Here is a 22,448-nt window from a genome sequence, read left to right as displayed (position 1 = left end):
ATCCCCTTTCAAAGGGGGTTTTTTTATATCTTTAGCGTAGCTCCACCAATTCTTTTTACACCGCGAATTTTGGATAAGTCCTCTACAAGCTTTAATAGTGCTTGGTCTTTTAGTTTCGCTTCAATCATCACATCAAAATTTTGATTCAGCTCTTTGGCTAGTTGGAAAAAAGGCTTCACAAACTCAGAAGATACGTAATCAGCATGACTGCGAAATGCTTTTTCGGACTTTGGTGAAGAGATATGTACCTTAGGTCTGATATTTACATGCTTCTAGGTTTCAAAAATCCGTGGTAGTAAATCTTCAAGAGGCTGTGTTCCCAAGTTTGCTTGATGGTGGTGAAAGTCAAATACAAGCGGAATTTGCTCTTTTTCACAAACTTCTAACGTTTCTTCTGTTGTGTAGGTTTTATCATCGTTTTCAAGCGTCATCTGCTTTTTAATATGCATTGGAAGCTTCTTTAAGTTTTGTTGAAAACGCTCCAAGGCCTTAACCTTATCTCCGTAGGCTCCACCAACATGAATGTTAATTAACGATCCATCTACCACATCCATTGCTTCTAGCATTTGATAGTGATAGTTCATATCTAAAACAGCATTGTCAGTAATCTGCGGCTTATCACTCGTAAACAAAGTGAACTGGTTAGGATGAAAGCTTATCCGTAGATGATGAGACTTTACTAAGTGACCAAGTTCTTTCCATTCTTGTTGAAAAGGTGTTACAAAATCCCATGCGACTTCAGGATGAGTAGCTAAAGGAACAAGGGAAGAAGAAAGACGGTAAAGCATGATTTCATGTGCAATGTTATAATGTAAAGCTCGTTTTGTATGGTACAAGTTCTGTTGCGTAACTTCATATAACTTCTCTATGCGTTCCTCTTTTGAGAGTTTACTCCAGCGTGCAAACGTTAACGTTTTTGCAGGTGAGCAGTCCCACAAGGACAAAGCGTGGGAAACATAGCCAAATCTGACATTCATGTCTGTTAACTCCTTTTCATAGCTATAAAAGTGGGGATATAAACGTAGCTACCCCTTGTTTAAATTTATCAAACCAAGTCCGCTTTTTTATATCAGATAAAGAAAGAAGAGGACAGTCGTGTAAAAAGGTGTGGAACGTTTCTTTTACATGCTTAATAAAAACAGGGTCAAAGATAAAGCAATTGATTTCTCCGTTTAAAAACAAGCTTCTTTTATCAAAGTTAGCAGTTCCCACATCACAAATTCGCTCATCAGCAATCATAACTTTTCCGTGATAGAAACCATAATAAAATTGATGAATCTGGCACCCCGCTTCGACTAAAGCAGGAAGATAAGAGAAGGCTGCATCGCGAACGAGTGGGTGATCTGCTCTCATTGGGATAAGGATATACACCGTTACGCCTCGTTTACGCGCTTTTAAAATAGCCGCCATTAAAGATTCTGTTGGGATAAAATAAGGAGTTCCAATACAAAGTTCATTTTTTGCTTCATTGATGATGTGCAAGAAATGATCTTCTAAGGAAACACCTTCCGTTGAGCGGAATTGCACGATTTGCATAGAGGGGTCTTTTATTTGTCTGTCAATTACCTCTTCGTGCTGCTCTTCATCGTTCATAGATGAGCTCCAATCTCTTAAAAACTGCGTTTGCAAATCATTTACTGCTTCTCCCGTTACTTTTAAGTGATAATCTTTCCACGTTCCTAATGTGGGATCTAAGCCTAAATATTCTTGGCCAATATTAAACCCTCCAATGTAGCCGATGGACTGGTCGATAATAGTCATTTTTCGATGATTCCTTGCGTTTATTGTATAAAATAAATAAGGGAATTTTAGCCGACGACTAAATGAAAACTTCACTCCGCAAGCCAGAAGGTGTTTTCTCATCTTCCGATTGAGCTTTATGCTACCGATGCGGTCAACGAGTAGCCGAACGTCAACTTGCTGATTTGCCTTTTCGCAGAGAAGATCCACAAATTTTTTGCTAACCTCATCGTTTTTGACAATATAAAAAGAAATGTGAATGGAATGTTTTGCTTGTTCGATTGATTTAAACAAGTCATTGTAAAACTTCGTTCCATCAGTGAAAAGTTTGAGAGATGCTTGACGCATTGGAAATGTACGCTCTTTTTGCATGAGTTCCTTTTTGCCAACACCTAAATCAATGGCAAACCATGCGACAATCAAAATAACGATTAAAATAATTACAGTAGCCAACATTTCCTTTCCCACCCTCCATCAACCGAATAATTCACGATAATCATCTTATTTCTGTTCTTAGTTTCACCTCGTTTAAATAGAATATGAACAAAAAAGAAAGAAAATATGTTGACTGAATGTTCATTCATTATATAAAATGAAGAAAAGTTCATTATTTTCTAAATTTTCATCAGGGAGAAGGAGGGAATTATGTGTCAGCTTTATTGGGGGCCAATTTAATTTTATTTCTAATTGTAACCGCTTACGCAGGGTCGTTGTTTATTTACTTAATTCGAACGAGGTTAATGTACATCCAATTAGGTAAGAAAGTGGAGTTTGATCAAAAACTAAAAGAAAGACTGAACAAAGTATGGGTAAATGTTTTTGGCCAAAAAAAATTATTAAAAGATAAGAAAAGTGGAATCATCCACGTTCTTTTTTTCTACGGATTTATTCTAGTTCAGTTCGGTGCGATTGATTTTATTTTAAAGGGGTTAGTTCCTGGAGCGCATCTGCCATTAGGTCCGCTATATCCAGGCTTTACATTCTTTCAAGAAATTATAACTGTCTTGATTTTAGTTGCGGTTATATGGGCTTTTCACCGCCGTTATGTTGAAAAGCTTGTTCGATTAAAAAGAGGGTTTAAATCAGGTTTGGTTCTTTTGTTTATCGGTAGCTTGATGCTTTCAGTACTAATTGGAAATGGGATGTCACTAATCTGGCACAACCATGACTTAGCGTGGACTGAGCCAATTGCATCATCCGTTGCCTTTCTTTTGAATGGAATTGGCGAAACCGCATCTATTGTCATCTTCTATGTAGCATGGTGGATTCACTTACTTGTTTTATTAGCATTTTTAGTTTACGTACCGCAGTCTAAGCATGCCCATTTAATTGCAGGTCCAGCGAACGTGTTTTTCAATCGCGTTTCTAAGCCAGGGAAGTTAGAGAAAATCGATTTTGAAGACGAGTCTCAAGAAACATTTGGTGTAGGGAAAATTGAAGATTTTACACAAAACCAACTCATCGACTTATATGCATGCGTAGAGTGTGGACGATGTACAAACATGTGTCCAGCGACTGGGACAGGGAAAATGCTTTCACCGATGGATTTAATTTTGAAACTACGCGATCACTTGACTGAAAAGGGTGCTGTCGTAACGTCCAGAGCGCCTTGGGTGCCTACGTATGCTTTTGCCAATACAAAAGGAAACCAGCTTGCGGTCATGGGAGCAAGCCAAAGCAGCAGCGAAGTAGCAGCTACTTTGGAATACAACCCGTCTTTAATAGGAGAAGTCATTACAGAGGAAGAGATTTGGGCGTGTACGACCTGTCGTAATTGTGAAGATCAGTGTCCAGTAATGAACGAACATGTGGATAAAATCATTGATCTTCGTCGCTTTTTAGTTTTAACAGAAGGGAAAATGGATCCGGATGCTCAAAGAGCGATGACGAACATCGAGCGTCAAGGAAATCCATGGGGATTAAATCGTAAAGAAAAAGAAACTTGGAGAGAAATGCGAGAAGATATTCATGTACCGACGGTTAAAGAAATGAAGAAGAGTGGAGAAGAATTTGAATATTTATTTTGGGTCGGTTCGATGGGAGCTTACGATAATCGAAGTCAAAAGATTGCGCTTGCTTTTGCAAAACTGCTAAATGAAGCAGGAGTTAAGTTTGCTATCTTAGGAAACAAAGAGAAAAACTCTGGAGATACGCCGCGTCGATTAGGAAACGAGTTCTTATTCCAAGAGTTAGCTTCTAAGAACATTGAGGAATTTGAAAAGAACGAAGTGAAAAAGATTGTCACGATTGATCCTCATGCATATAACATTTTCAAAAATGAATATCCAGACTTTGGGTTAGAAGCAGAAGTGTATCATCATACGGAGCTTTTAGCACAGCTTGTGAAAGAAGGAAAGTTAAAGCCCAACTTTCCAATTGAAGAAACCGTTACGTTTCATGATTCCTGCTATTTAGGCAGATATAACGAAGTATATGACCCGCCGCGTGAAATTTTAAAAGCAATTCCAGGAGTGAAAATGGTTGAGATGGCTCGAAATCGTGAAAGTGGAATGTGTTGTGGTGCAGGAGGAGGGCTCATGTGGGCAGAAGAGACCTCTGGTCAACGAATCAACGTCGCGCGTACAGAACAAGCCTTGGAAGTAAACCCAGGCATTATTAGCTCTGGCTGTCCGTACTGTTTAACGATGATTAGCGATGGTACAAAAGCGAAAGAAGTTGAAGAAAAAGTAGGAACATATGATGTAGCAGAGCTCTTAGAAAAATCAATTTTTGGCATAAACGAAGCAAAACAACCTGTATGATAAGGGAGTTTACTACAGAAGGATGAAGGTTTAAAGCCCCCAAATGCTACTAAAAGAACGGGGGCTACAACCTTGTAAGAGATAGAGATTTTGTTTGTCATCAAGTTGAGCAAACGTTCAATAGGAAAAGGGGGAGTTATAGATGAGGAGATCTGTCATTGTCAGTGCTGTGCGTACGCCTTTTGGTAAATTAGGAGGAGCTTTAAGCTCACTAACTGCCTCAGAGCTCGGTGGCCACGCTATAAAATCCGCGGTTCAGCATGCTGGTGTAGAAGCGGAAAACATTGATTCGGTTATTATGGGCTGTGTGCTTCAAGGGGGGCAAGGACAATTGCCATCTCGTCAAGCGTTGCATCATGCTGGTTTACCTTGGAGTGTGCAAACAGAAACGATTAACAAAGTATGTGCATCAGGAATGAGAAGCGTGATGTTAGCAGATCAGTATATTCGTTTAGGAGAAGCTTCAGCGGTTGTGGCCGGAGGAATGGAGTCTATGAGCAATGCACCATATCTGTTACCAAAAGCAAGATGGGGCTTTCGAATGGGAGATGGCCAAGCGAAAGATTTGATGATTCATGATGGCTTAACATGTAGCTTTACAGGAGTTCATATGGGGACTTACGGAAATCGATTGGCAAGTGAACTGAATATTTCCCGGGAAAAGCAAGATGAATGGGCATTGCGTAGTCATCAGCTGGCCGTTCAAGCTGAGAAAGAGGGGAAGTGGCAGGATGAGCTTGTGGCCATTGATGTAAAGATGCGTAAAGGAACAGAAGTAGTTAAGCAAGATGAAGGGCCTCGTCATGATACTTCATATGAGAGACTTAGCACACTGCGACCAGTATTCAATCATGACGGAACAATTACTGCGGGAAACGCACCTGGTGTAAATGATGGCGCAGCAGCTCTACTTGTAATGGACGAAGAAGAAGCAAAGAAAAATGGTTATCAACAAATGGCAACAATTGTAGGTCATACATCATTAGCTGTTGAGCCACAAAACTTCCCTATTACGCCAGGGTTAGTAATAGAGAAGTTGTTAAAGCGTTGCAATAAAACCGTTCAAGATATTGATTTATTTGAGATTAATGAGGCTTTTGCAGCCGTAGCGCTTATGAGTATGCAGGTAGCGAACTTACCCGCTGATAAAGTGAACGTAAACGGAGGAGCTATCGCACTTGGCCATCCAATTGGAGCAAGCGGAGCGAGGATTCTAGTTACTCTTATTCACGAACTAAAGCGCCGTGGGGGTGGCTTAGGAATTGCGGCAATTTGTAGTGGCGGTGGCCAAGGGGACGCTGTGATGGTAGAAGTACATTAAAAAGGGGAGAAGGTCATGGATATTAAGAACGTACTTGTAATCGGAGCAGGACAAATGGGACTAGGAATTGCTCAAGTTTTTATGACGTCAAATTACCACGTTTCACTTTACGATATGTCAGAAGAACAGATCAAAAAAGGAATCGCATTTATCGATAAGCAATTAAATCGTCAAGTAGAAAAAGCAGCTATGACAAAAGTTGAAAAGGATGAAGTTATGAATAGGCTTTATCCAATTTCGTCTCTTTCTAATGCAGCGCAAGTGGATTTAGTAGTGGAAGCCGTCGTGGAGAAAATGGAGGTTAAGCAATCACTCTTCAAAGAGCTAGATCAACTTATGCCACCTCATACAATCTTGGCTACCAATACATCTTCACTGCCTATTACAGAAATTGCAGCCGCAACGAGCCGACCTCAACAAGTCATTGGAATGCATTTTATGAACCCAGTACCTGTGATGAAGTTAGTTGAAATTATTCGAGGGTTAGCTACAAGCGATGAAGTGTATAAAGTGATTCACGAAACGTCTGAGCGCTTAAATAAAGTTCCCGTAGAAGTAGAAGATTTTCCTGGATTTGTATCAAACCGAATTTTGATGCCGATGGTTAATGAAGCCATTTATACGTTATATGAAGGTGTTGCAAGGAAAGAAGATATTGATGCAGTGATGAAGCTTGGCATGCGCCATCCAATGGGACCGCTGACGCTAGCTGATTTTATTGGCTTAGATACCTGTCTATTTATTATGGAAACACTTCACAAAGGATTTGGAGACGATAAATATCGACCGTGTCCGTTGCTAAGAAAATATGTAAAAGCAGGTTGGCTAGGAAAGAAAGTAGGCCGTGGCTTTTTTACATATGACAAGTAAGGAGTGGTGAGATGCTTGCTTTTACGGATAAACAGCTCAGCTTTCAACACCTCATTCGTAAATTTGTTGCGGATGAAGTGATAAAAGTGGTTCCAAAAATGGAAAACGGAGAGTTTCCAAAAGAGACCTTAAAAGTAATGGGAGATGCAGGCCTACTTGGGATTCCCATTCCAAAGGTTTACGGTGGTCAAGAGCTCGATTTTATTTCATATACCATGGCAATTCATGAAATATCCAAAGTAAGCCCTGCTTTAGGCGTTATTTTATCCGTTCATACGTCCGTTGGTACTAATCCAATCCTTCGTTTTGGAACGGATGAACAAAAGCAGAAGTATGTCACGAAATTATCCCGAGGAATATATTTAGGCGCTTTTGCTTTAACCGAACCAAATGCAGGATCTGATGCATCTAGTCTAAAAACAAATGCTGAGAAACAAGGAAACCACTATATTGTAAACGGTTCCAAAGTTTTTATTACAAACGGCGGAGAAGCAGATACGTACATTATGTTTGCAAAAACTAACAGCAGCTTAGGTTCCAAAGGAATCACGGCTTTTATTGTAGAGAAAAATATGGTTGGGTTTCACGTTGGAAAAGATGAAAAGAAGATGGGCTTGCATGGATCTCGTACTGTGCAGTTGCACTTTGAAAATATGAAAGTACCAGTTTCTAATCGCCTTGGGAATGAGGGAGAGGGCTTTAAGATTGCGATGGCCAACTTAGATGCAGGGAGAATTGGCATTGCAGCGCAGTCCCTGGGAATTGCAGAAGGAGCCCTTTATGAAGCGAACAAAAATATAGTATTCACGGAAGAAAAGGAGAGTATTCTTCAACAAGGAAAGCTTGCTGATATGGAAACTCAAGTGGAAGCAGCTCGGCTACTCGTTTATCGCGCAGCTTATTTATATCAGCAAGGCATGAAGTGTACAAAACAAGCTTCAATGGCAAAGCTTTTTGCTTCGCAAGCTGCAATGAATCTTACGACGGAAGCCATTCAACTTATTGGAGTTGGAGCAGTGATACAAGGAAATGTTGTAGAACGTTTATTCCGAGATGCAAAGGTATGTGAAATTTATGAGGGAACAAGTGAAATTCAGCGTATCGTAATCAGTAAATCTTTATAAACTGGGGGAGTTTAACATGTATTTTAAACTATCAGAAGAGCATGAAATGATTCGTAAAATGGTTCGAGATTTTGCTAAGAATGAGGTAGGACCTACAGCTGAAGAGCGAGATGAAGAAGAGCGTTTTGACCGAGAGATTTTTCGAAAGATGAGTGAGTTGGGATTAACTGGCATTCCGTGGCCTGAAGAGTATGGGGGAATTGGAAGTGACTATTTAGCGTATTGCATAGCTGTTGAGGAGCTATCACGCGTATGTGCATCAACAGGGGTGACATTGTCAGCCCATACATCTCTTGCTGGGTGGCCAATCTTTAAGTTCGGGAGCGAAGAGCAAAAGCATAAGTACTTAAAGCCCATGGCGCAAGGAGAAAAAATAGGTGCTTACGGACTTACTGAGTCGAGTGCAGGATCTGATGCGGGAGGCATGAAAACGACCGCTGTAAAAGAAGGCGATTTCTATGTATTAAACGGCTCGAAAATCTTTATTACAAACGGTGGAGAAGCGGATATTTATGTCGTATTTGCCCGCACAAATCCAGAAGAAAAACAAAAAGGAACGAGCGCATTCATTGTGGAGAAGGATATGGAAGGATTCTCTGTTGGAAAGAAAGAAAAGAAGCTAGGCATTCGTTCATCGCCCACAACGGAAATTATTTTTGAGAACTGCCGAGTGCCAAAAGAGAACCTACTGGGTAAGGAAGGAGACGGCTTTAAAATTGCCATGATGACGTTGGATGGTGGTCGAAACGGTATTGCTGCTCAAGCGGTAGGGATTGCTCAAGGAGCTCTAGACGCAGCAGTTGCGTACGCAAAAGAGCGTCACCAGTTTGGTAAACCAATTATTGCACAGCAGGGAATTGCGTTTAAGTTAGCTGATATGGCAACCAGTATTGAGGCATCACGCTTATTGACGTATCAAGCAGCTTGGCTAGAAGGAGAGGGGCTACCTTACGGAAAAGAATCAGCCATGTCGAAACTCTATGCAGGTGATACTGCTATGAAAGTCACGACAGAAGCTGTTCAAGTATTTGGTGGATACGGATATACAAAGGATTATCCAGTTGAGCGATATATGCGTGATGCGAAGATTACCCAAATTTATGAAGGGACTCAAGAGATTCAGCGTTTAGTTATTTCTCGTTACCTTTCAAAATAAAGAGCGGAGAAGGTGGATGTTAATGAGCAAAAGGGAAGTGCTTACCTCTATTAAGGATGAGCGGTTAATTGAAGAAAGACGGACGCAGATGGTGAAAGGCGCAGTTAGTCTTTTTAAAGAAAAAGGTTTTCATCGAACGACCACGAGAGAAATCGCAAAATCATCAGGTTTTAGTATCGGTACGCTTTATGAATACATCCAGTCAAAAGAAGATGTTCTTTATTTAGTTTGCGACAGCATTTATGAAGAGGTAAGAGAGCGCTTAGAAGAAGAGATGCACCTTGAAGGCTATACGGTTCAATGCTTAGAAAAGGCAATTACGCATTATTTTAAGGTTATTAACGAACTTCAAGATGAAGTCCTTGTTATGTACCAAGAAGCAAAATCATTATCAAAGGATGCTCTTCCTTATGTATTAAAGAAAGAGCTTGAGATGGTGGGCATGTTTGAGACATTAATTCGTGGTTGCATCCAAAGCGAGCAATTCCTTCTAGATGACAAAGAGATAAAGCTGCTATCCCATCATATTTTTGTCCAGGGGCAGATGTGGGCATTTAGACGTTGGTGGCTGCAGCAACACTATACGCTGGAAGAATACACAAACATACAGCTGAAGTTTTTGCTAAAAGATTTTTCAGTCCAATCTGTTTAATGGGGAGGCATTATTATAATGGAGCAAAAGAAAAGAGTACGTTTTGTAACGGCGGCTAGCTTATTCGATGGCCATGATGCGTCCATTAATATCATGAGGCGTATTTTGCAATCGTTAGGAGTGGAAGTCATTCACTTAGGCCATAACCGATCTGTTGAAGAGATTGTGAACGCGGCCATACAGGAGGATGTTCAGGGAATTGCTGTTTCGTCATACCAAGGAGGTCACGTCGAGTACTTTAAATATATGTATGATTTGCTAAAAGAGAAAGGCGCTTCCCACATTCGTATTTATGGAGGAGGTGGTGGGGTTATCATTCCAAGCGAAAGAGAAGAGCTTCACCATTACGGAATTGCTAAAATTTTCTCTCCAGAGGATGGGCGCTTAATGGGGCTGCAAGGCATGATTCAATATATGGTAGATGAGTGCCAGAAGATAGTTTTGCCTGAAATACCTTCGGTCGATCGGTTGGAAAAAATCAACCATCAAGCCATTGCTCAGTATATTACAGTGGTTGAGAACGCGCTTTTAAATGGGGCTATGCAAGAACAAGCGGCAACCCTAGAAGCTATTAAAAGAGATTTAAAACAGGCGTCCAATATTCCTGTTCTAGGTATAACAGGAACAGGAGGAGCTGGTAAAAGTTCTTTAACGGACGAATTAATTCGTCGCTTTTTAGAAGAAAATGAATCCCTTCATATTGCCGTATTATCAATTGATCCAACCAAGCAAAAAACAGGAGGAGCGCTGTTAGGAGATCGAATTCGAATGAACAGCGTTTCATCCAATCGAGTTTATATGAGAAGCTTGGCAACACGTTCTTCTAAACATGAGCTATCAGCAGCTATTAAAGATGCAGTTGATATTGTAACGGCAGCTGGTTTCGACATGGTTATTGTCGAAACGAGTGGTATTGGGCAAGCGGATGCGGAAATTAAAAATCTGGCCAACGTATCCATGTACGTCATGACGAGTGAGTTTGGTGCCCCATCGCAGCTTGAAAAGATTGAGATGCTTGATTATGCCGATTTTGTTGTTATTAATAAATTTGAGAAAAAAGGGTCTGAGGATGCGAAGCGCCAAGTTCAAAAGCAATACCAGCGCAACCATGAACGTTTTGAAGACTCACTAGATGATATGCCTGTTTATGGCACAATTGCAAGTCAATTTAACGACCCAGGAACAAATCATTTATATAATGAGTTGATTCGTACGATTAATCAACAGTTCAATATTCAGCTTAAGCCAACCCTATCTACAGATGAAAAACAGTCACATACCATTATTCCTCCAGATAAACAGCAGTATTTACAGGAGATTGTAAATACAGTGCGAGATTACCATAACTATGCAAAACAGCAAGGGGATTTTGCGCATAAAACTCAGCAAGTAAAAGACGTTATCAATAAGGTCAAACATAAAGACAGTCAGCATGAACTGAAGGGGCTCTTGCAAAACTATGAAAATCAGCTATCCAAAGAATCAAAAGAGAAGTTAGAAAGGTGGGCAGACTTAAAGAATGATTATCGTCAGCCCGTCTTAAGGACATATGTGCGAGGAAAAGAAATCAAAACAGATTTACAAATTGAGACATTGTCAGGGTTAAAAATTCCAAAGGTAGCGTTGCCTACATTTCGAGATGATGGAGATATCTTACATTGGTTATATCGAGAGAACGTTCCAGGTGAATTTCCATTTACAGCAGGAGTTTTTCCATTTAAGCGAAAAGGTGAAGACCCGAAACGACAATTTGCCGGAGAAGGCACACCAGAAAGAACGAACCGTCGTTTTCATTATTTGTCCAAAGATGATGATGCGAAGCGTTTAAGCACGGCTTTTGATTCGGTGACGCTATACGGTGAAAATCCAGCGGAACGGCCTGATATTTTCGGTAAAATTGGTGAAAGTGGCGTTAGCGTATGTACATTAGATGATATGAAAAAGTTGTATGAAGGCTTTGATTTATGTGCACCTTCTACATCTGTTTCCATGACCATTAACGGGCCGGCTCCTATTATATTAGCGATGTTCATGAACGTAGCGATTGCTCAGCAAGTGAATAAAAGGGAGACAGAACTAAAGCGCCAGCTGAGTCTAGAAGAATATGAAACGGTGAAAAGCAAGGCGTTGAGTACAGTTAGAGGAACTGTCCAAGCAGATATTTTAAAAGAAGATCAAGGGCAGAATACATGCATTTTCTCTACAGAGTTTGCGTTGAAGATGATGGGGGATATCCAAGAGTATTTTACGAAGCATCATGTGCGTAACTACTATTCTGTATCTATTTCTGGCTATCATATTGCAGAGGCAGGAGCTAATCCAATTTCTCAACTTGCGTTTACGCTTGCTAACGGATTTACGTATGTCGAGTACTACTTAAGTCGCGGCATGAATATTAATGATTTTGCACCGAATCTTTCCTTCTTTTTCAGCAATGGACTTGATCCAGAATATACGGTAATTGGTCGCGTAGCTCGTCGTATTTGGGCTATTGTTATGCGTGATAAATATGGAGCAAACGAACGGAGTCAAAAGTTAAAGTACCATGTACAAACGTCTGGTCGCTCACTTCATGCTCAAGAGATTCAGTTTAACGACATTCGTACAACATTACAGGCATTAATGGCTCTTCACGATAATTGTAATTCCCTGCACACGAACGCGTATGATGAAGCTATTACAACACCTACGGAAGAGTCGGTGCGCCGTGCGATGGCTATTCAATTAATTATTACGAAAGAAAATGGATTGACAAAGAATGAAAACCCGCTTCAAGGCTCTTTTATTGTAGAAGAGTTAACAGATTTAGTAGAGGAAGCGGTTTTACAAGAGTTTGAACGTATCAACACACGAGGTGGAGTGTTAGGTGCTATGGAGCTACAATATCAGCGTGGCAAAATTCAAGATGAGTCAATGGAATATGAAATGAGAAAGCATAATGGTTCTTTGCCAATCGTTGGAGTAAATACGTACCGTAACCCCAATGAGCAAGGTGATACAAATGTTAATGATATGCAGCTTGCTCGTGCATCTTGGGAAGAAAAGAACTATCAAATTGAGCAGTTAAAAGCGTTTCAAGAAAAACATGCTGACAATGTAAAGCCAGCGCTTGAAAGGTTAAAAAAAGCTGCCAACAACGGAGAAAACATTTTCGCAGAGCTCATGAATACCGTCCAGTTTGCAAGTTTGGGTGAAATTACACAGGCGCTTTATAAATGTGGTGGACAGTATCGTCGAAATATGTAAATCGGTTTAGAAACAGAAACTATTAGCCATATGGCGCTAGTAGTTTCTGTTTCATTTTGCAATTTCCAAGAGATTTTTAGAATCGAGGCTAGCATAAATGTATTGAATTTGTTTATAATGAATGGTATGTATTTATTCGTGTCCATCATTTGAACTTATGATGAATTGATTTAATAGATTTTAGATATACATAGAAAGGGCGTGTCACCTTTGAGTTTAGAAAAGTACTCAAAAGAAGAATTAAAAGAGATGTCAATGATCGAAATTGCGTATGCGCTGTTAAGTGAGAAAACAGACCGTCAAGCTATTTCATTTCAAGAAATTATTGATGAAATCGTAAAAGCAACAGAGATGTCAGATACAGAATTAAAGTCAAGAATTGCGCAGTTCTATACAGATATTAATATCGATGGTCGATTCCTAACGGTTGGTGAAAACTATTGGGGGTTAAGGGGTTGGTATCCTTTTGATCAGGCAGAAGAAGATATTGTGCCAGCAGCTAAGCCGAAGAAGAAGAAAGCGAAAAAAGCTGTTGTAGACGAGCTGGATGATTTTGATGATTTAGAAGAAGAAGATCTAGATTTCGATGATCTTGATGAATTAGCTGAAGAAGATGACGGTGATTTTGAAGATTTAGATGAAGAAGATGTTATTGAAGAAGAGGAAGAAGACTTTGACGATTTAGATGAAGATCTAGATGAAGAAGAAGCAGATGAAGAAGCCGAAGAAGACCTTGAGTATGAGGATGAAAAATAATCTATCATAATGGTTCTTGACTTTTGTCATTGAAATATGTAGAATCTTTTTTGGGCTCTTTAAACGAGTATTTAAGAAGTTTAAACATATTATATAGAACATTGCTCCCAATCCTGTTATGGCATTGGGAGCAATTTTTTTTTTAAAACTTGGCACCTTGGAGCTAGAAACCATACAGGCTCATCTTGCTGTCGAGTTTTTGCTTTTTCGTACTGAACAGTTGAATTCTTATTCTTCTTCAATAAGCATTCCCAATAATGCTTTTAATAATTTCATGCATGATGATGAATGAATTGTGATTGTTTATGTAAAAACTTTTAGTATTGTACACTTTAACAAATTTAGAGGGGGAAGACCAAATGACAAAATATATTTTCGTAACAGGTGGCGTTGTATCTTCTTTGGGGAAAGGGATCACTGCTGCTTCTCTAGGTAGACTATTAAAAAATCGTGGATTAAACGTAACTATTCAAAAGTTCGATCCATACATTAACGTAGACCCAGGAACAATGAGCCCATACCAACATGGTGAAGTATTCGTTACGGATGATGGTGCAGAAACAGATTTAGATTTAGGGCACTATGAGCGTTTTATCGATATTAACTTAAATCGCTATAGTAACGTAACAACAGGGAAAGTTTACTCAACTGTATTGAAAAAAGAGCGTCGCGGTGACTACTTAGGTGGAACAGTTCAGGTAATCCCTCATATTACAAATGAAATTAAAGAAAAAGTATTCCGTGCAGGTAAAGAGACAAACGCAGACGTTGTTATTACGGAAATCGGAGGAACGGTAGGAGATATCGAATCTCTGCCATTCTTAGAAGCTATTCGTCAAATTAAAAGCGATATCGGTCGCGATAATGTAATGTACATTCATTGTACATTAGTGCCATACTTAAAGGCTGCAGGCGAGATGAAAACAAAGCCAACACAGCATAGCGTTAAAGAACTTCGTAGTTTAGGAATTCAACCAAACGTTATTGTTGTACGTACAGAAATGCCAATTTCTGAAGATATGAAAGAAAAGCTAGCTCTATTCTGTGATATCGATAAAAAAGCAGTTATTGAATGTGCAGATGCGGAGACATTATACGAAATTCCACTATCGCTACAAGACCAGCACTTAGATCAAATCACGTGCGATCACTTAAAATTAGATTGTAAAGAAGCCGATATGACGGAGTGGAAAGAGCTTGTAGCTAAAGTAAAAGGCTTATCTAAAACAACGAAAATTGCTCTTGTTGGTAAATATGTAGAGCTTCAAGATGCTTACATCTCAGTTGTTGAAGCAATGCGCCATGCTGGTTATGCATTTGATGCAGATGTAAACATTCAATGGGTTAACTCAGAGCACGTTACGCAAGAAAACGTAAGTGAACTATTAGGTAATGTTGACGGTATCTTAGTACCAGGTGGATTTGGTGACCGCGGTATCGAAGGTAAGATTGTAGCTACTCAATATGCTCGTGAGCAAAAAGTTCCATTCTTAGGTATTTGCTTAGGTATGCAACTTGCATCTGTAGAGTTTGCTCGCAACGTATTAGGTTTAGACGGAGCGCACTCTGCTGAAATTGCTCCAAGCACAAACTATCCAATCATTGACCTATTACCAGAACAAAAGGATGTTGAAGATTTAGGTGGAACACTTCGCTTAGGATTGTATCCTTGTAAGTTAACAGAAGGTACATTAGCTCATCAAGCATACCAAGATGAAGTTGTTTACGAGCGTCATCGTCACCGTTACGAGTTCAACAACGAATACCGTCAAGAGATGGAGAAGAAAGGCTTTATCTTCTCAGGTACAAGCCCAGACGGTCGTTTAGTGGAAATCGTTGAGTTAAAAGACCATCCATGGTTCTTAGCAGCTCAATTCCACCCAGAGTTCACGTCTCGTCCAAATCGTCCACAACCTCTATTTAGAGAATTTATTCGTGCATCAATTGAATTAGGACAACAACAATAAAAAACAACAAAAAAGACGCTGTGACAGACAGCGTCTTTTTTGTTGTTACTCATTTTCATCCATGATTTCTTTTAATGTAAAGGATAAGCCATAATACGCATAAAGAGTAGTCATAAGAGCTGGAAATCCAAAGCGTTCCCCGCTATCATCAGGGATAAGTGGCTGTAAAAGATACGTATTAATATGCACATCTGCTAGTTCATGAATACTTTCACCTTGAACCTCTTTGGGAATAGCTCCAATGCTAACAAACGGAATTCCTTGTTCCAGTAGAGTATGTGCTACTTGAACTGCTTTTTCGTCTGTAGAAAACCTTGTAACAATGAGTACTCGATCTACGGATGTTAAGCTGCTAATGTCATTGAGCTCTAGAGATTTTGCATGAGCTAACGGCTCTGCACTCTGCGTCGCTTCGTACATCACGGCTTGCATTTCATTTACTCCATAAATATAAATGTTTCCTTCTCCAATGGCTGCTTGAGCTAAAATACGAGCACCATCTTCCAAGTTGAATTCTTCTTTTTCGCCTATGCGTTTAAAATAGCTAGACAATTGTGTTGTGAAAATTTTAAGCATGATAAAGTCACCTTTCTCTTTCTCAAGAGTGTTTGCTAATCATTATATCGAAAAAATATATCCATATTCTAGTGTAAAACAAGTTATAATAAAAAAGTATGGAAAAACAAAGTAAGAATAATGACTAAAATTCCTGTATTTTGTAAGATTTCCTTAAATGAGCAGGGATTTGTCGCTTTATAACGAAATACATATGTTAGTTTTGTCTCAACAAGAGGCTGTATAGAAGGTGGGATTATGTTGACTGAAAAAATCTTAATTGTAGATGACCAGTACGGAATTCGTATTTTACTAACAGAAGTATTGCAAAAGGAAGGGTATCAAACTTTTCAAGCAGCGAATGGGTTTCAAGCGATTGACATTGCAAAAGAACAACAACTTGATCTTGTCTTGCTCGATATGAAGATTCCAGGGATGGACGGAATTGAAATTTTAAAACGATTAAAAGGGTATGATAAGACAATAAAAGTAATTATAATGACTGCTTATGGTGAATTAGATATGATCCAAGAAGCAAAAGATTTAGGTGCGTTAACGCATTTTGCAAAACCGTTTGATATTGATGAAATTAGACAGGTTGTTAGGGAATATATACCATTAAAGTCTAAGTAAGTGCTTACAATTAGGCGTGTTTCTAAGAAATTTTCAATATTAACCTAAAAATCTTGCTGTTTTGTTTTTAAGTTGGTATCCTAATTACTGTATTAATCATTCGACAACATATTGTGTGCAGATACACCGCATTTCTACATGGAATGTCAGATTCAAGAGCATACTACTTTAGGTAGGCTTTTGGTTAGTATCTAACTCACATAGATTATTAAGGAGGATTTCAACATGCCTTTAGTATCAATGAAAGACATGCTTATCAAAGCAAAAGAGGAAGGCTACGCAGTAGGCCAATTTAACCTAAACAACTTAGAGTTCACTCAAGCTATCTTAAAAGCAGCTCAAGAAGAAAACTCTCCAGTTATCCTAGGTGTATCTGAAGGTGCAGCACGTTACATGGGCGGTTTCAAAACTGTAGTATCAATGGTTAAAGGTTTAATCGAAGACTACAACGTAACAGTGCCAGTTGCAATTCACTTAGACCATGGTTCAAGCTTTGAATCATGTGCAAAAGCAATTCATGCAGGATTCACTTCTGTAATGATTGATGCTTCTCACCACCCATTTGAAGAAAACATTGCAACTACTGCTAAAGTAGTTGAACTAGCACACTTCCACGGTGTATCTGTAGAAGCTGAGTTAGGAACTGTTGGTGGACAAGAAGATGACGTAATCGCTGATGGTGTTATCTACGCTGATGCAAAAGAGTGTGAAGAGCTTGTTAAACGTACAGGTATCGACTGCCTTGCTCCAGCATTAGGTTCAGTTCATGGTCCTTACAAAGGTGAGCCAAACTTAGGTTTTGCTGAAATGGAAGAAATCGGTCAAATTACTGGTTTACCATTAGTATTACACGGTGGTACTGGTATCCCAACAAAAGACATTCAAAAAGCTGTTTCTTTAGGAACTGCTAAAATTAACGTAAATACAGAAAACCAAATTGCTTCAGCTAAAGCTGTACGCGAAGTACTAGCTGCGCAACCTGAGCAATATGACCCACGTAAATATTTAGGACCGGCTCGCGATGCAATTCAAGCGACAGTTCAAGGGAAAATGCGTGAGTTTGGTTCTTCAAACAAAGCATAATTACCATTCCACATTAAGTGATTAATGATGAGATGGTGCAAAGCCGCCTTGCTCAATAGTTGTAAGGCGGCTTTATTTTAATTATAATTTTCATATAATTAAGAAAAAAGGGGATAGGACAGATGAAATTTTTCATTGATACAGCTAACTTGTCAGAAATAAAGGAAGCGCATTCATTAGGGGTTATTGCTGGTGTTACAACAAATCCAAGTTTGGTAGCAAAAGAGAATATCACATTTGAAGATCGTCTTCGTGAGATTACAGAGCTAGTTGAAGGGTCAGTGAGCGCCGAAGTCATTTCTTTAGATGCAGAAGGAATGATTCGAGAAGGTAAAGAGTTAGCGGCCCTTGCACCAAATATTACGATTAAAGTACCGATGACTCCTGATGGTCTAAAAGCAGTAAACGAATTTACGAGTCTTGGAATCAAAACCAACGTCACGCTTATCTTTTCTGCTAATCAAGCATTATTAGCTGCAAGAGCTGGTGCAACATATGTTTCACCATTTTTAGGTCGCCTTGATGACATTGGATTTAATGGTATGAACTTAATTTCAGATATTGCAGAGATTTTTGCTATTCACGATATTCCAACTGAAATCATTGCTGCTTCTATTCGTCACCCAATGCATGTAACGGAGGCTGCTAAGCAAGGAGCTCATATTGCAACAATTCCTTATAAAGTAATTATGCAGCTTTTCAAGCATCCTTTAACGGAAGCAGGAATCGAACAGTTTCTAGCAGATTGGGAAAAACGACAAAAATAATGTAAATAAGATGGTATGGCATTTGCGAATAAATTGAGTAAATGCCATATTTTCTTTAAAATTGTCGAAATTATACATGATTTTTGGATTTTCGTGTACACTAGTAGATAAGAGGAAAAATACAAGTAGTCTACATAGTGGTAGTTCCAATTTTTTCCTTAACTACAGAGTCGAAAACTTTCTTTCGCTGGAAGGGAGCTATAAATGGAAAAGCTGAAAATACAAGGTGGCTTTACTCTAAGTGGAACAGTTCGTGTAAGCGGTGCTAAAAATAGCGCTGTGGCGCTGATTCCAGCTACGATTTTAGCGGAGTCACCTGTTACAATAGAGGGGCTACCTCGTATATCAGATGTTGAATTGCTGAGTGATTTAATTGAAGAAATTGGTGGCACTGTCACAAGTGATAATGAAGAATTAACGGTAAACCCAACTCATATGACGGCCATGCCTTTACCAAGTGGAAAGGTAAAAAAGCTGCGTGCTTCTTATTATTTGATGGGAGCAATGTTAGGACGTTTTAAAAAAGCTGTTGTTGGTCTTCCAGGCGGCTGTTATTTGGGACCGCGTCCAATTGATCAGCATATTAAAGGTTTTGAGGCACTAGGTGCTACTGTTACAAATGAACAAGGTGCTATTTATTTACGTGCTGAAGAATTAAGAGGAGCTCGTATTTATTTAGACGTGGTAAGCGTTGGTGCAACCATTAATATCATGCTAGCTGCTGTCAGAGCAAAGGGACGTACTGTTATTGAGAATGCAGCTAAAGAACCTGAGATTATTGATGTTGCGACGTTGCTAACGAGTATGGGAGCAAAAATTAAGGGTGCTGGAACAGACGTTATCCGCATTGATGGCGTAGATACTTTACATGGATGCCGTCATTCAATCATTCCAGATCGTATTGAGGCGGGCACTTACATGGTAATGGGTGCTAGTATGGGGAAAGAAGTGATTGTGGATAATGTGATTCCACAGCACTTGGAATCTTTGACAGCTAAAATGAGAGAAATGGGTATTCATATTGAAACAAGCTCAGACCAAATTTTGGTTGCTACAAGAGAATTATTAAAGCCTGTAGACATCAAAACATTGGTTTATCCAGGATTCCCAACAGATTTGCAGCAACCTTTCACTACTTTATTAACAAAAGCATCTGGTACAAGTGTAGTAACAGATACAATTTATGGAGCTCGTTTTAAGCATATTGATGAGCTAAGACGTATGAATGCTTCGGTTAAAGTAGAGGGTCGCTCTGCAATTATTAATGGGCCAATACAGTTGCAAGGTGCTCGTGTTAAGGCTTCTGATTTACGAGCAGGAGCAGCTCTAGTAACAGCTGGTTTAATGGCTAAAGGAATTACTGAAGTTACCGGATTAGAACATATTGATCGAGGATATAGTCACCTCGTGGACAAACTATCAAGTTTAGGCGCAATGATTTGGCGAGAAGAAATGACTGAAGAAGAAATTGAACAATTCCAAAATTCTTAATCACAAATTTTCTCATCATGTCATCTACTAGACATTACGTGAATTTCGTCTATAATAGAGTAAGTTGAAAATCAGTGAGGGAAATCCCTCACTGATTATTTATTCGTTATAAATAATAAATCGGTGTGTGCAATGTATTTGTAGCTATCATTTCTTATTTAATATGAATTGAAAAGGTTTTCAGTAGAAGCTAGTAAACTATAACATGTTTTTTTGTTGAACGCTATGCGTCAAAAAAAGATTGATTAAAAAGATAGAAAAAGGTTAGAATATAAGTTGCTACATTAAACAATTCGTGGTTTTTGCCACTTCGTTATGAAAGTAACCTGTTTTTTCTTCTAATAAGTGTATAATTATAATTGATTCTACTTATGTATACTTCTAGATTACCTTCTCCATCTTTAACACATTGTTCCGACCGTATCATTTTCTAATAGATAGTAACTTAATATGGAAGGAAACTCAAAAATTATTCATTAAAAGCGTGGTGTCCTAATGAACTTAACATTATCCAGTTTAGAAAATATGAAATTAAAAGAGCTATATGAACATGCGAAAGCATATAAAGTTTCTTATTATAGCAAGCTAACGAAAAAAGAACTTGTTTTTGCAATTTTAAAAGCACAGGCAGAGCAAGACGGTCTGCTTTTCATGGAAGGTGTCCTTGAAATTATTCAATCGGAAGGGTTTGGGTTTTTAAGACCAATCAACTATTCTCCAAGCTCTGAGGATATTTATATTTCCGCGTCTCAAATTCGCCGTTTTGATTTACGAAACGGAGATAAAGTATCTGGTAAAGTTCGTCCCCCTAAAGAAAACGAGCGTTACTATGGCTTACTACATGTAGAAGCAGTTAATGGTGAAGATCCAGAGACATCAAAAGAACGCGTGCATTTCCCAGCGTTAACGCCTATTTATCCAAATGAGCAAATGCGTTTGGAAACACAGCCTAGAAGTTTCTCAACTCGAATTATTGACCTTATCTCACCGATTGGTTTTGGTCAAAGGGGATTAATTGTTGCACCACCTAAAGCTGGTAAAACAATGCTTCTAAAAGAAATTGCAAACAGTATTACAACAAATCATCCAGAAGCAGAGCTCATTGTTCTCTTAATCGATGAGCGTCCTGAAGAAGTAACAGATATTGAAAGATCTGTTGATGGGGATGTTGTAAGTTCAACGTTTGATGAGGTACCAGAAAACCATATTAAAGTCGCTGAGCTTGTGCTCGAGCGTGCAATGAGATTAGTGGAGCATAAAAAAGACGTTGTCATTTTAATGGATAGTATCACTCGTCTAGCTCGTGCTTATAACCTTGTTATTCCGCCAAGTGGAAGAACATTGTCAGGTGGTATTGACCCAGCTGCTTTCCATCGTCCAAAGCGATTCTTTGGTGCTGCCAGAAACATTGAAGATGGCGGAAGCTTAACAATTCTTGCAACAGCTTTAATTGATACAGGCTCTCGTATGGACGATGTAATCTATGAAGAGTTTAAAGGAACTGGAAATATGGAGCTTCACCTTGATCGTTCACTTGCGGAAAAACGTATTTTCCCGGCAATTGATATTCGTCGTTCAGGTACACGTAAAGAGGAGCTTCTTATTCCAAAGGAGCAGCTTGATCATTTATGGGCTATTCGTAAGTCAATGGCTGATGCGCCTGATTTTGCTGAAAAGTTCTTAAAGCGTCTTCGTCAAACAAAATCAAATGAAGAGTTTTTTGCTTTGTTAACTGAAGAGAAGAAAGCTCTATTAGCTAATAAACGATAACAGAAAACATATGTAATTGGTTTTATAAAGATTTTAAATGAAGTGTCAGTTGATGGAAAAAGATGTTTTGAATAGGTGGTTGCAAAACGAAACAACCCTTGTTATAATTTCATCATGTGTGTTGATAAGATACACGATGGTGCGATTATGCTCATCATTTTTTCTTATCAATAAACTCTGTTTCAGAATGATTCAGGGCGGAAGGAGATGAAAAGAATGAAAACAGGAATTCATCCAAAGTACAACAAAATCATGGTGAAATGCAGCTGTGGTAATGAGTTTGAAACTGGTTCTGTAAAAGAAGAGATGCGCGTTGAGACTTGTTCACAATGTCACCCATTCTATACGGGCCGTCAAAAATTCGCTGAAGCTGGTGGCCGTGTTGATCGTTTCAACAAAAAATACGGTCTTAAATAATCAAGATTGTCGAAGCAAACAGGCAAGTAGCTTATCTCTTGCCTGTTTTTTTACTTTTAAAAATACTGAATAAGTAAAATATTTCCACTTTGGGTGGAGAAATCTTTTTATATACATGTTCTACATAATTAAAGGTAG

The 22,448-nt window shown here is 39.0% G+C and carries 17 protein-coding genes and 1 pseudogene; 15 read left to right on the top strand and 3 right to left on the bottom strand.

The window, feature by feature from the left end:
* Nucleotides 1-23 precede the first annotated feature (23 nt).
* Together uvsE and cls are read right to left on the bottom strand one after the other, a co-directional pair.
* Nucleotides 24-977: pseudogene (uvsE, locus tag A2U94_RS06005) on the bottom strand (UV DNA damage repair endonuclease UvsE).
* Nucleotides 978-999: 22 nt separating this feature from the next.
* Nucleotides 1,000-2,196, bottom strand: a complete 1,197-nt coding sequence (gene cls, locus A2U94_RS06000; RefSeq protein WP_035320294.1) for a cardiolipin synthase — start codon at nucleotides 2,194-2,196, stop codon at nucleotides 1,000-1,002.
* A 191-nt stretch (nucleotides 2,197-2,387) separates the two neighbouring features.
* On the opposite strand from cls, the gene A2U94_RS05995 reads away from it, so the two are divergent.
* The 9 genes from A2U94_RS05995 (at nucleotide 2,388) to pyrG (ending at nucleotide 15,594) form a co-directional block, all read left to right on the top strand.
* Complete coding sequence (locus A2U94_RS05995; RefSeq protein ID WP_062954442.1) at nucleotides 2,388-4,502, top strand: 4Fe-4S dicluster domain-containing protein; 2,115 nt, start codon at nucleotides 2,388-2,390, stop codon at nucleotides 4,500-4,502.
* 142 nt (nucleotides 4,503-4,644) lie between these two features.
* Nucleotides 4,645-5,823, top strand: a complete 1,179-nt coding sequence (locus A2U94_RS05990) for an acetyl-CoA C-acetyltransferase (protein ID WP_025908724.1) — start codon at nucleotides 4,645-4,647, stop codon at nucleotides 5,821-5,823.
* A 15-nt stretch (nucleotides 5,824-5,838) separates the two neighbouring features.
* Nucleotides 5,839-6,693 (top strand): 3-hydroxybutyryl-CoA dehydrogenase, encoded by an 855-nt coding sequence (locus A2U94_RS05985; RefSeq protein WP_025908725.1) that lies wholly within the window; start codon nucleotides 5,839-5,841, stop codon nucleotides 6,691-6,693.
* 11 nt (nucleotides 6,694-6,704) lie between these two features.
* Entirely contained in the window at nucleotides 6,705-7,817 is a 1,113-nt protein-coding gene (locus tag A2U94_RS05980; protein ID WP_025908726.1) for an acyl-CoA dehydrogenase family protein, read from the top strand.
* A 16-nt stretch (nucleotides 7,818-7,833) separates the two neighbouring features.
* Nucleotides 7,834-8,973: an acyl-CoA dehydrogenase gene (locus A2U94_RS05975; RefSeq protein WP_025908727.1), complete on the top strand. Its 1,140-nt coding sequence runs from the start codon at nucleotides 7,834-7,836 to the stop codon at nucleotides 8,971-8,973.
* Nucleotides 8,974-8,995: 22 nt separating this feature from the next.
* On the top strand, nucleotides 8,996-9,625 hold the full coding sequence (locus A2U94_RS05970) for a TetR/AcrR family transcriptional regulator (protein ID WP_025908728.1): 630 nt from the start codon (nucleotides 8,996-8,998) through the stop codon (nucleotides 9,623-9,625).
* 18 nt (nucleotides 9,626-9,643) lie between these two features.
* Nucleotides 9,644-12,871, top strand: a complete 3,228-nt coding sequence (gene icmF / locus A2U94_RS05965; protein WP_035320295.1) for a fused isobutyryl-CoA mutase/GTPase IcmF — start codon at nucleotides 9,644-9,646, stop codon at nucleotides 12,869-12,871.
* Nucleotides 12,872-13,081: 210 nt separating this feature from the next.
* Complete coding sequence (rpoE, locus tag A2U94_RS05960; RefSeq protein WP_025908730.1) at nucleotides 13,082-13,627, top strand: DNA-directed RNA polymerase subunit delta; 546 nt, start codon at nucleotides 13,082-13,084, stop codon at nucleotides 13,625-13,627.
* Nucleotides 13,628-13,986: 359 nt separating this feature from the next.
* Nucleotides 13,987-15,594 (top strand): CTP synthase, encoded by a 1,608-nt coding sequence (gene pyrG, locus A2U94_RS05955; RefSeq protein ID WP_025908731.1) that lies wholly within the window; start codon nucleotides 13,987-13,989, stop codon nucleotides 15,592-15,594.
* Between the two features lie 45 nt (nucleotides 15,595-15,639).
* Here the strand turns inward: pyrG and A2U94_RS05950 are convergent, their stop codons facing one another.
* Nucleotides 15,640-16,170, bottom strand: coding sequence for a DUF2529 domain-containing protein (locus A2U94_RS05950; RefSeq protein ID WP_025908732.1), 531 nt, complete (start codon nucleotides 16,168-16,170; stop codon nucleotides 15,640-15,642).
* Between the two features lie 237 nt (nucleotides 16,171-16,407).
* On the opposite strand from A2U94_RS05950, the gene A2U94_RS05945 reads away from it, so the two are divergent.
* The 6 genes from A2U94_RS05945 to rpmE all read left to right on the top strand — a co-directional run bounded on the left by A2U94_RS05945 (nucleotide 16,408) and on the right by rpmE (nucleotide 22,310).
* Complete coding sequence (locus A2U94_RS05945; RefSeq protein WP_090752722.1) at nucleotides 16,408-16,782, top strand: response regulator; 375 nt, start codon at nucleotides 16,408-16,410, stop codon at nucleotides 16,780-16,782.
* A gap of 225 nt (nucleotides 16,783-17,007) precedes the next feature.
* On the top strand, nucleotides 17,008-17,865 hold the full coding sequence (locus tag A2U94_RS05940) for a class II fructose-bisphosphate aldolase (RefSeq protein ID WP_025908734.1): 858 nt from the start codon (nucleotides 17,008-17,010) through the stop codon (nucleotides 17,863-17,865).
* Between the two features lie 122 nt (nucleotides 17,866-17,987).
* Nucleotides 17,988-18,632, top strand: coding sequence for a fructose-6-phosphate aldolase (gene fsa / locus A2U94_RS05935; protein WP_025908735.1), 645 nt, complete (start codon nucleotides 17,988-17,990; stop codon nucleotides 18,630-18,632).
* A 204-nt stretch (nucleotides 18,633-18,836) separates the two neighbouring features.
* A complete protein-coding gene (gene murA, locus A2U94_RS05930) occupies nucleotides 18,837-20,123 on the top strand; it encodes a UDP-N-acetylglucosamine 1-carboxyvinyltransferase (RefSeq protein WP_025908736.1) in 1,287 nt (428 codons plus the stop codon).
* 495 nt (nucleotides 20,124-20,618) lie between these two features.
* Nucleotides 20,619-21,893 carry a transcription termination factor Rho gene (rho, locus tag A2U94_RS05925; protein ID WP_025908737.1) on the top strand — a complete coding sequence of 425 codons (1,275 nt, stop codon included), beginning with the start codon at nucleotides 20,619-20,621 and terminating at the stop codon, nucleotides 21,891-21,893.
* A 216-nt stretch (nucleotides 21,894-22,109) separates the two neighbouring features.
* Nucleotides 22,110-22,310, top strand: coding sequence for a 50S ribosomal protein L31 (gene rpmE / locus A2U94_RS05920; RefSeq protein WP_025908738.1), 201 nt, complete (start codon nucleotides 22,110-22,112; stop codon nucleotides 22,308-22,310).
* Nucleotides 22,311-22,448: the final 138 nt, after the last annotated feature.

Origin of the sequence: Bacillus sp. VT 712, assembly GCF_001614195.1 — a bacterium.
GTDB classification, from domain to species: Bacteria; Bacillota; Bacilli; order Bacillales; family Bacillaceae_H; genus Priestia; species Priestia flexa.
Note: the sequence above shows the minus strand (reverse complement) of the source record. Positions and strands in the feature narration are given on the sequence as shown.

What these genes read in the sequence shown, in the direction of transcription:
- A2U94_RS05940 (WP_025908734.1), top strand. Translation starts at nt 17,008, where the DNA reads ATGCCTTTAGTATCAATGAAAGACATGCTTATCAAAGCAAAAGAGGAA.
- A2U94_RS05980 (WP_025908726.1), top strand. Translation starts at nt 6,705, where the DNA reads ATGCTTGCTTTTACGGATAAACAGCTCAGCTTTCAACACCTCATTCGT.
- A2U94_RS05990 (WP_025908724.1), top strand. Translation starts at nt 4,645, where the DNA reads ATGAGGAGATCTGTCATTGTCAGTGCTGTGCGTACGCCTTTTGGTAAA.
- A2U94_RS05945 (WP_090752722.1), top strand. Translation starts at nt 16,408, where the DNA reads ATGTTGACTGAAAAAATCTTAATTGTAGATGACCAGTACGGAATTCGT.
- pyrG (WP_025908731.1), top strand. Translation starts at nt 13,987, where the DNA reads ATGACAAAATATATTTTCGTAACAGGTGGCGTTGTATCTTCTTTGGGG.
- A2U94_RS05975 (WP_025908727.1), top strand. Translation starts at nt 7,834, where the DNA reads ATGTATTTTAAACTATCAGAAGAGCATGAAATGATTCGTAAAATGGTT.
- icmF (WP_035320295.1), top strand. Translation starts at nt 9,644, where the DNA reads ATGGAGCAAAAGAAAAGAGTACGTTTTGTAACGGCGGCTAGCTTATTC.
- rho (WP_025908737.1), top strand. Translation starts at nt 20,619, where the DNA reads ATGAACTTAACATTATCCAGTTTAGAAAATATGAAATTAAAAGAGCTA.
- A2U94_RS05985 (WP_025908725.1), top strand. Translation starts at nt 5,839, where the DNA reads ATGGATATTAAGAACGTACTTGTAATCGGAGCAGGACAAATGGGACTA.
- cls (WP_035320294.1), bottom strand. Translation starts at nt 2,196, where the DNA reads ATGTTGGCTACTGTAATTATTTTAATCGTTATTTTGATTGTCGCATGG.
- rpmE (WP_025908738.1), top strand. Translation starts at nt 22,110, where the DNA reads ATGAAAACAGGAATTCATCCAAAGTACAACAAAATCATGGTGAAATGC.
- murA (WP_025908736.1), top strand. Translation starts at nt 18,837, where the DNA reads ATGGAAAAGCTGAAAATACAAGGTGGCTTTACTCTAAGTGGAACAGTT.
- fsa (WP_025908735.1), top strand. Translation starts at nt 17,988, where the DNA reads ATGAAATTTTTCATTGATACAGCTAACTTGTCAGAAATAAAGGAAGCG.
- A2U94_RS05950 (WP_025908732.1), bottom strand. Translation starts at nt 16,170, where the DNA reads ATGCTTAAAATTTTCACAACACAATTGTCTAGCTATTTTAAACGCATA.
- A2U94_RS05970 (WP_025908728.1), top strand. Translation starts at nt 8,996, where the DNA reads ATGAGCAAAAGGGAAGTGCTTACCTCTATTAAGGATGAGCGGTTAATT.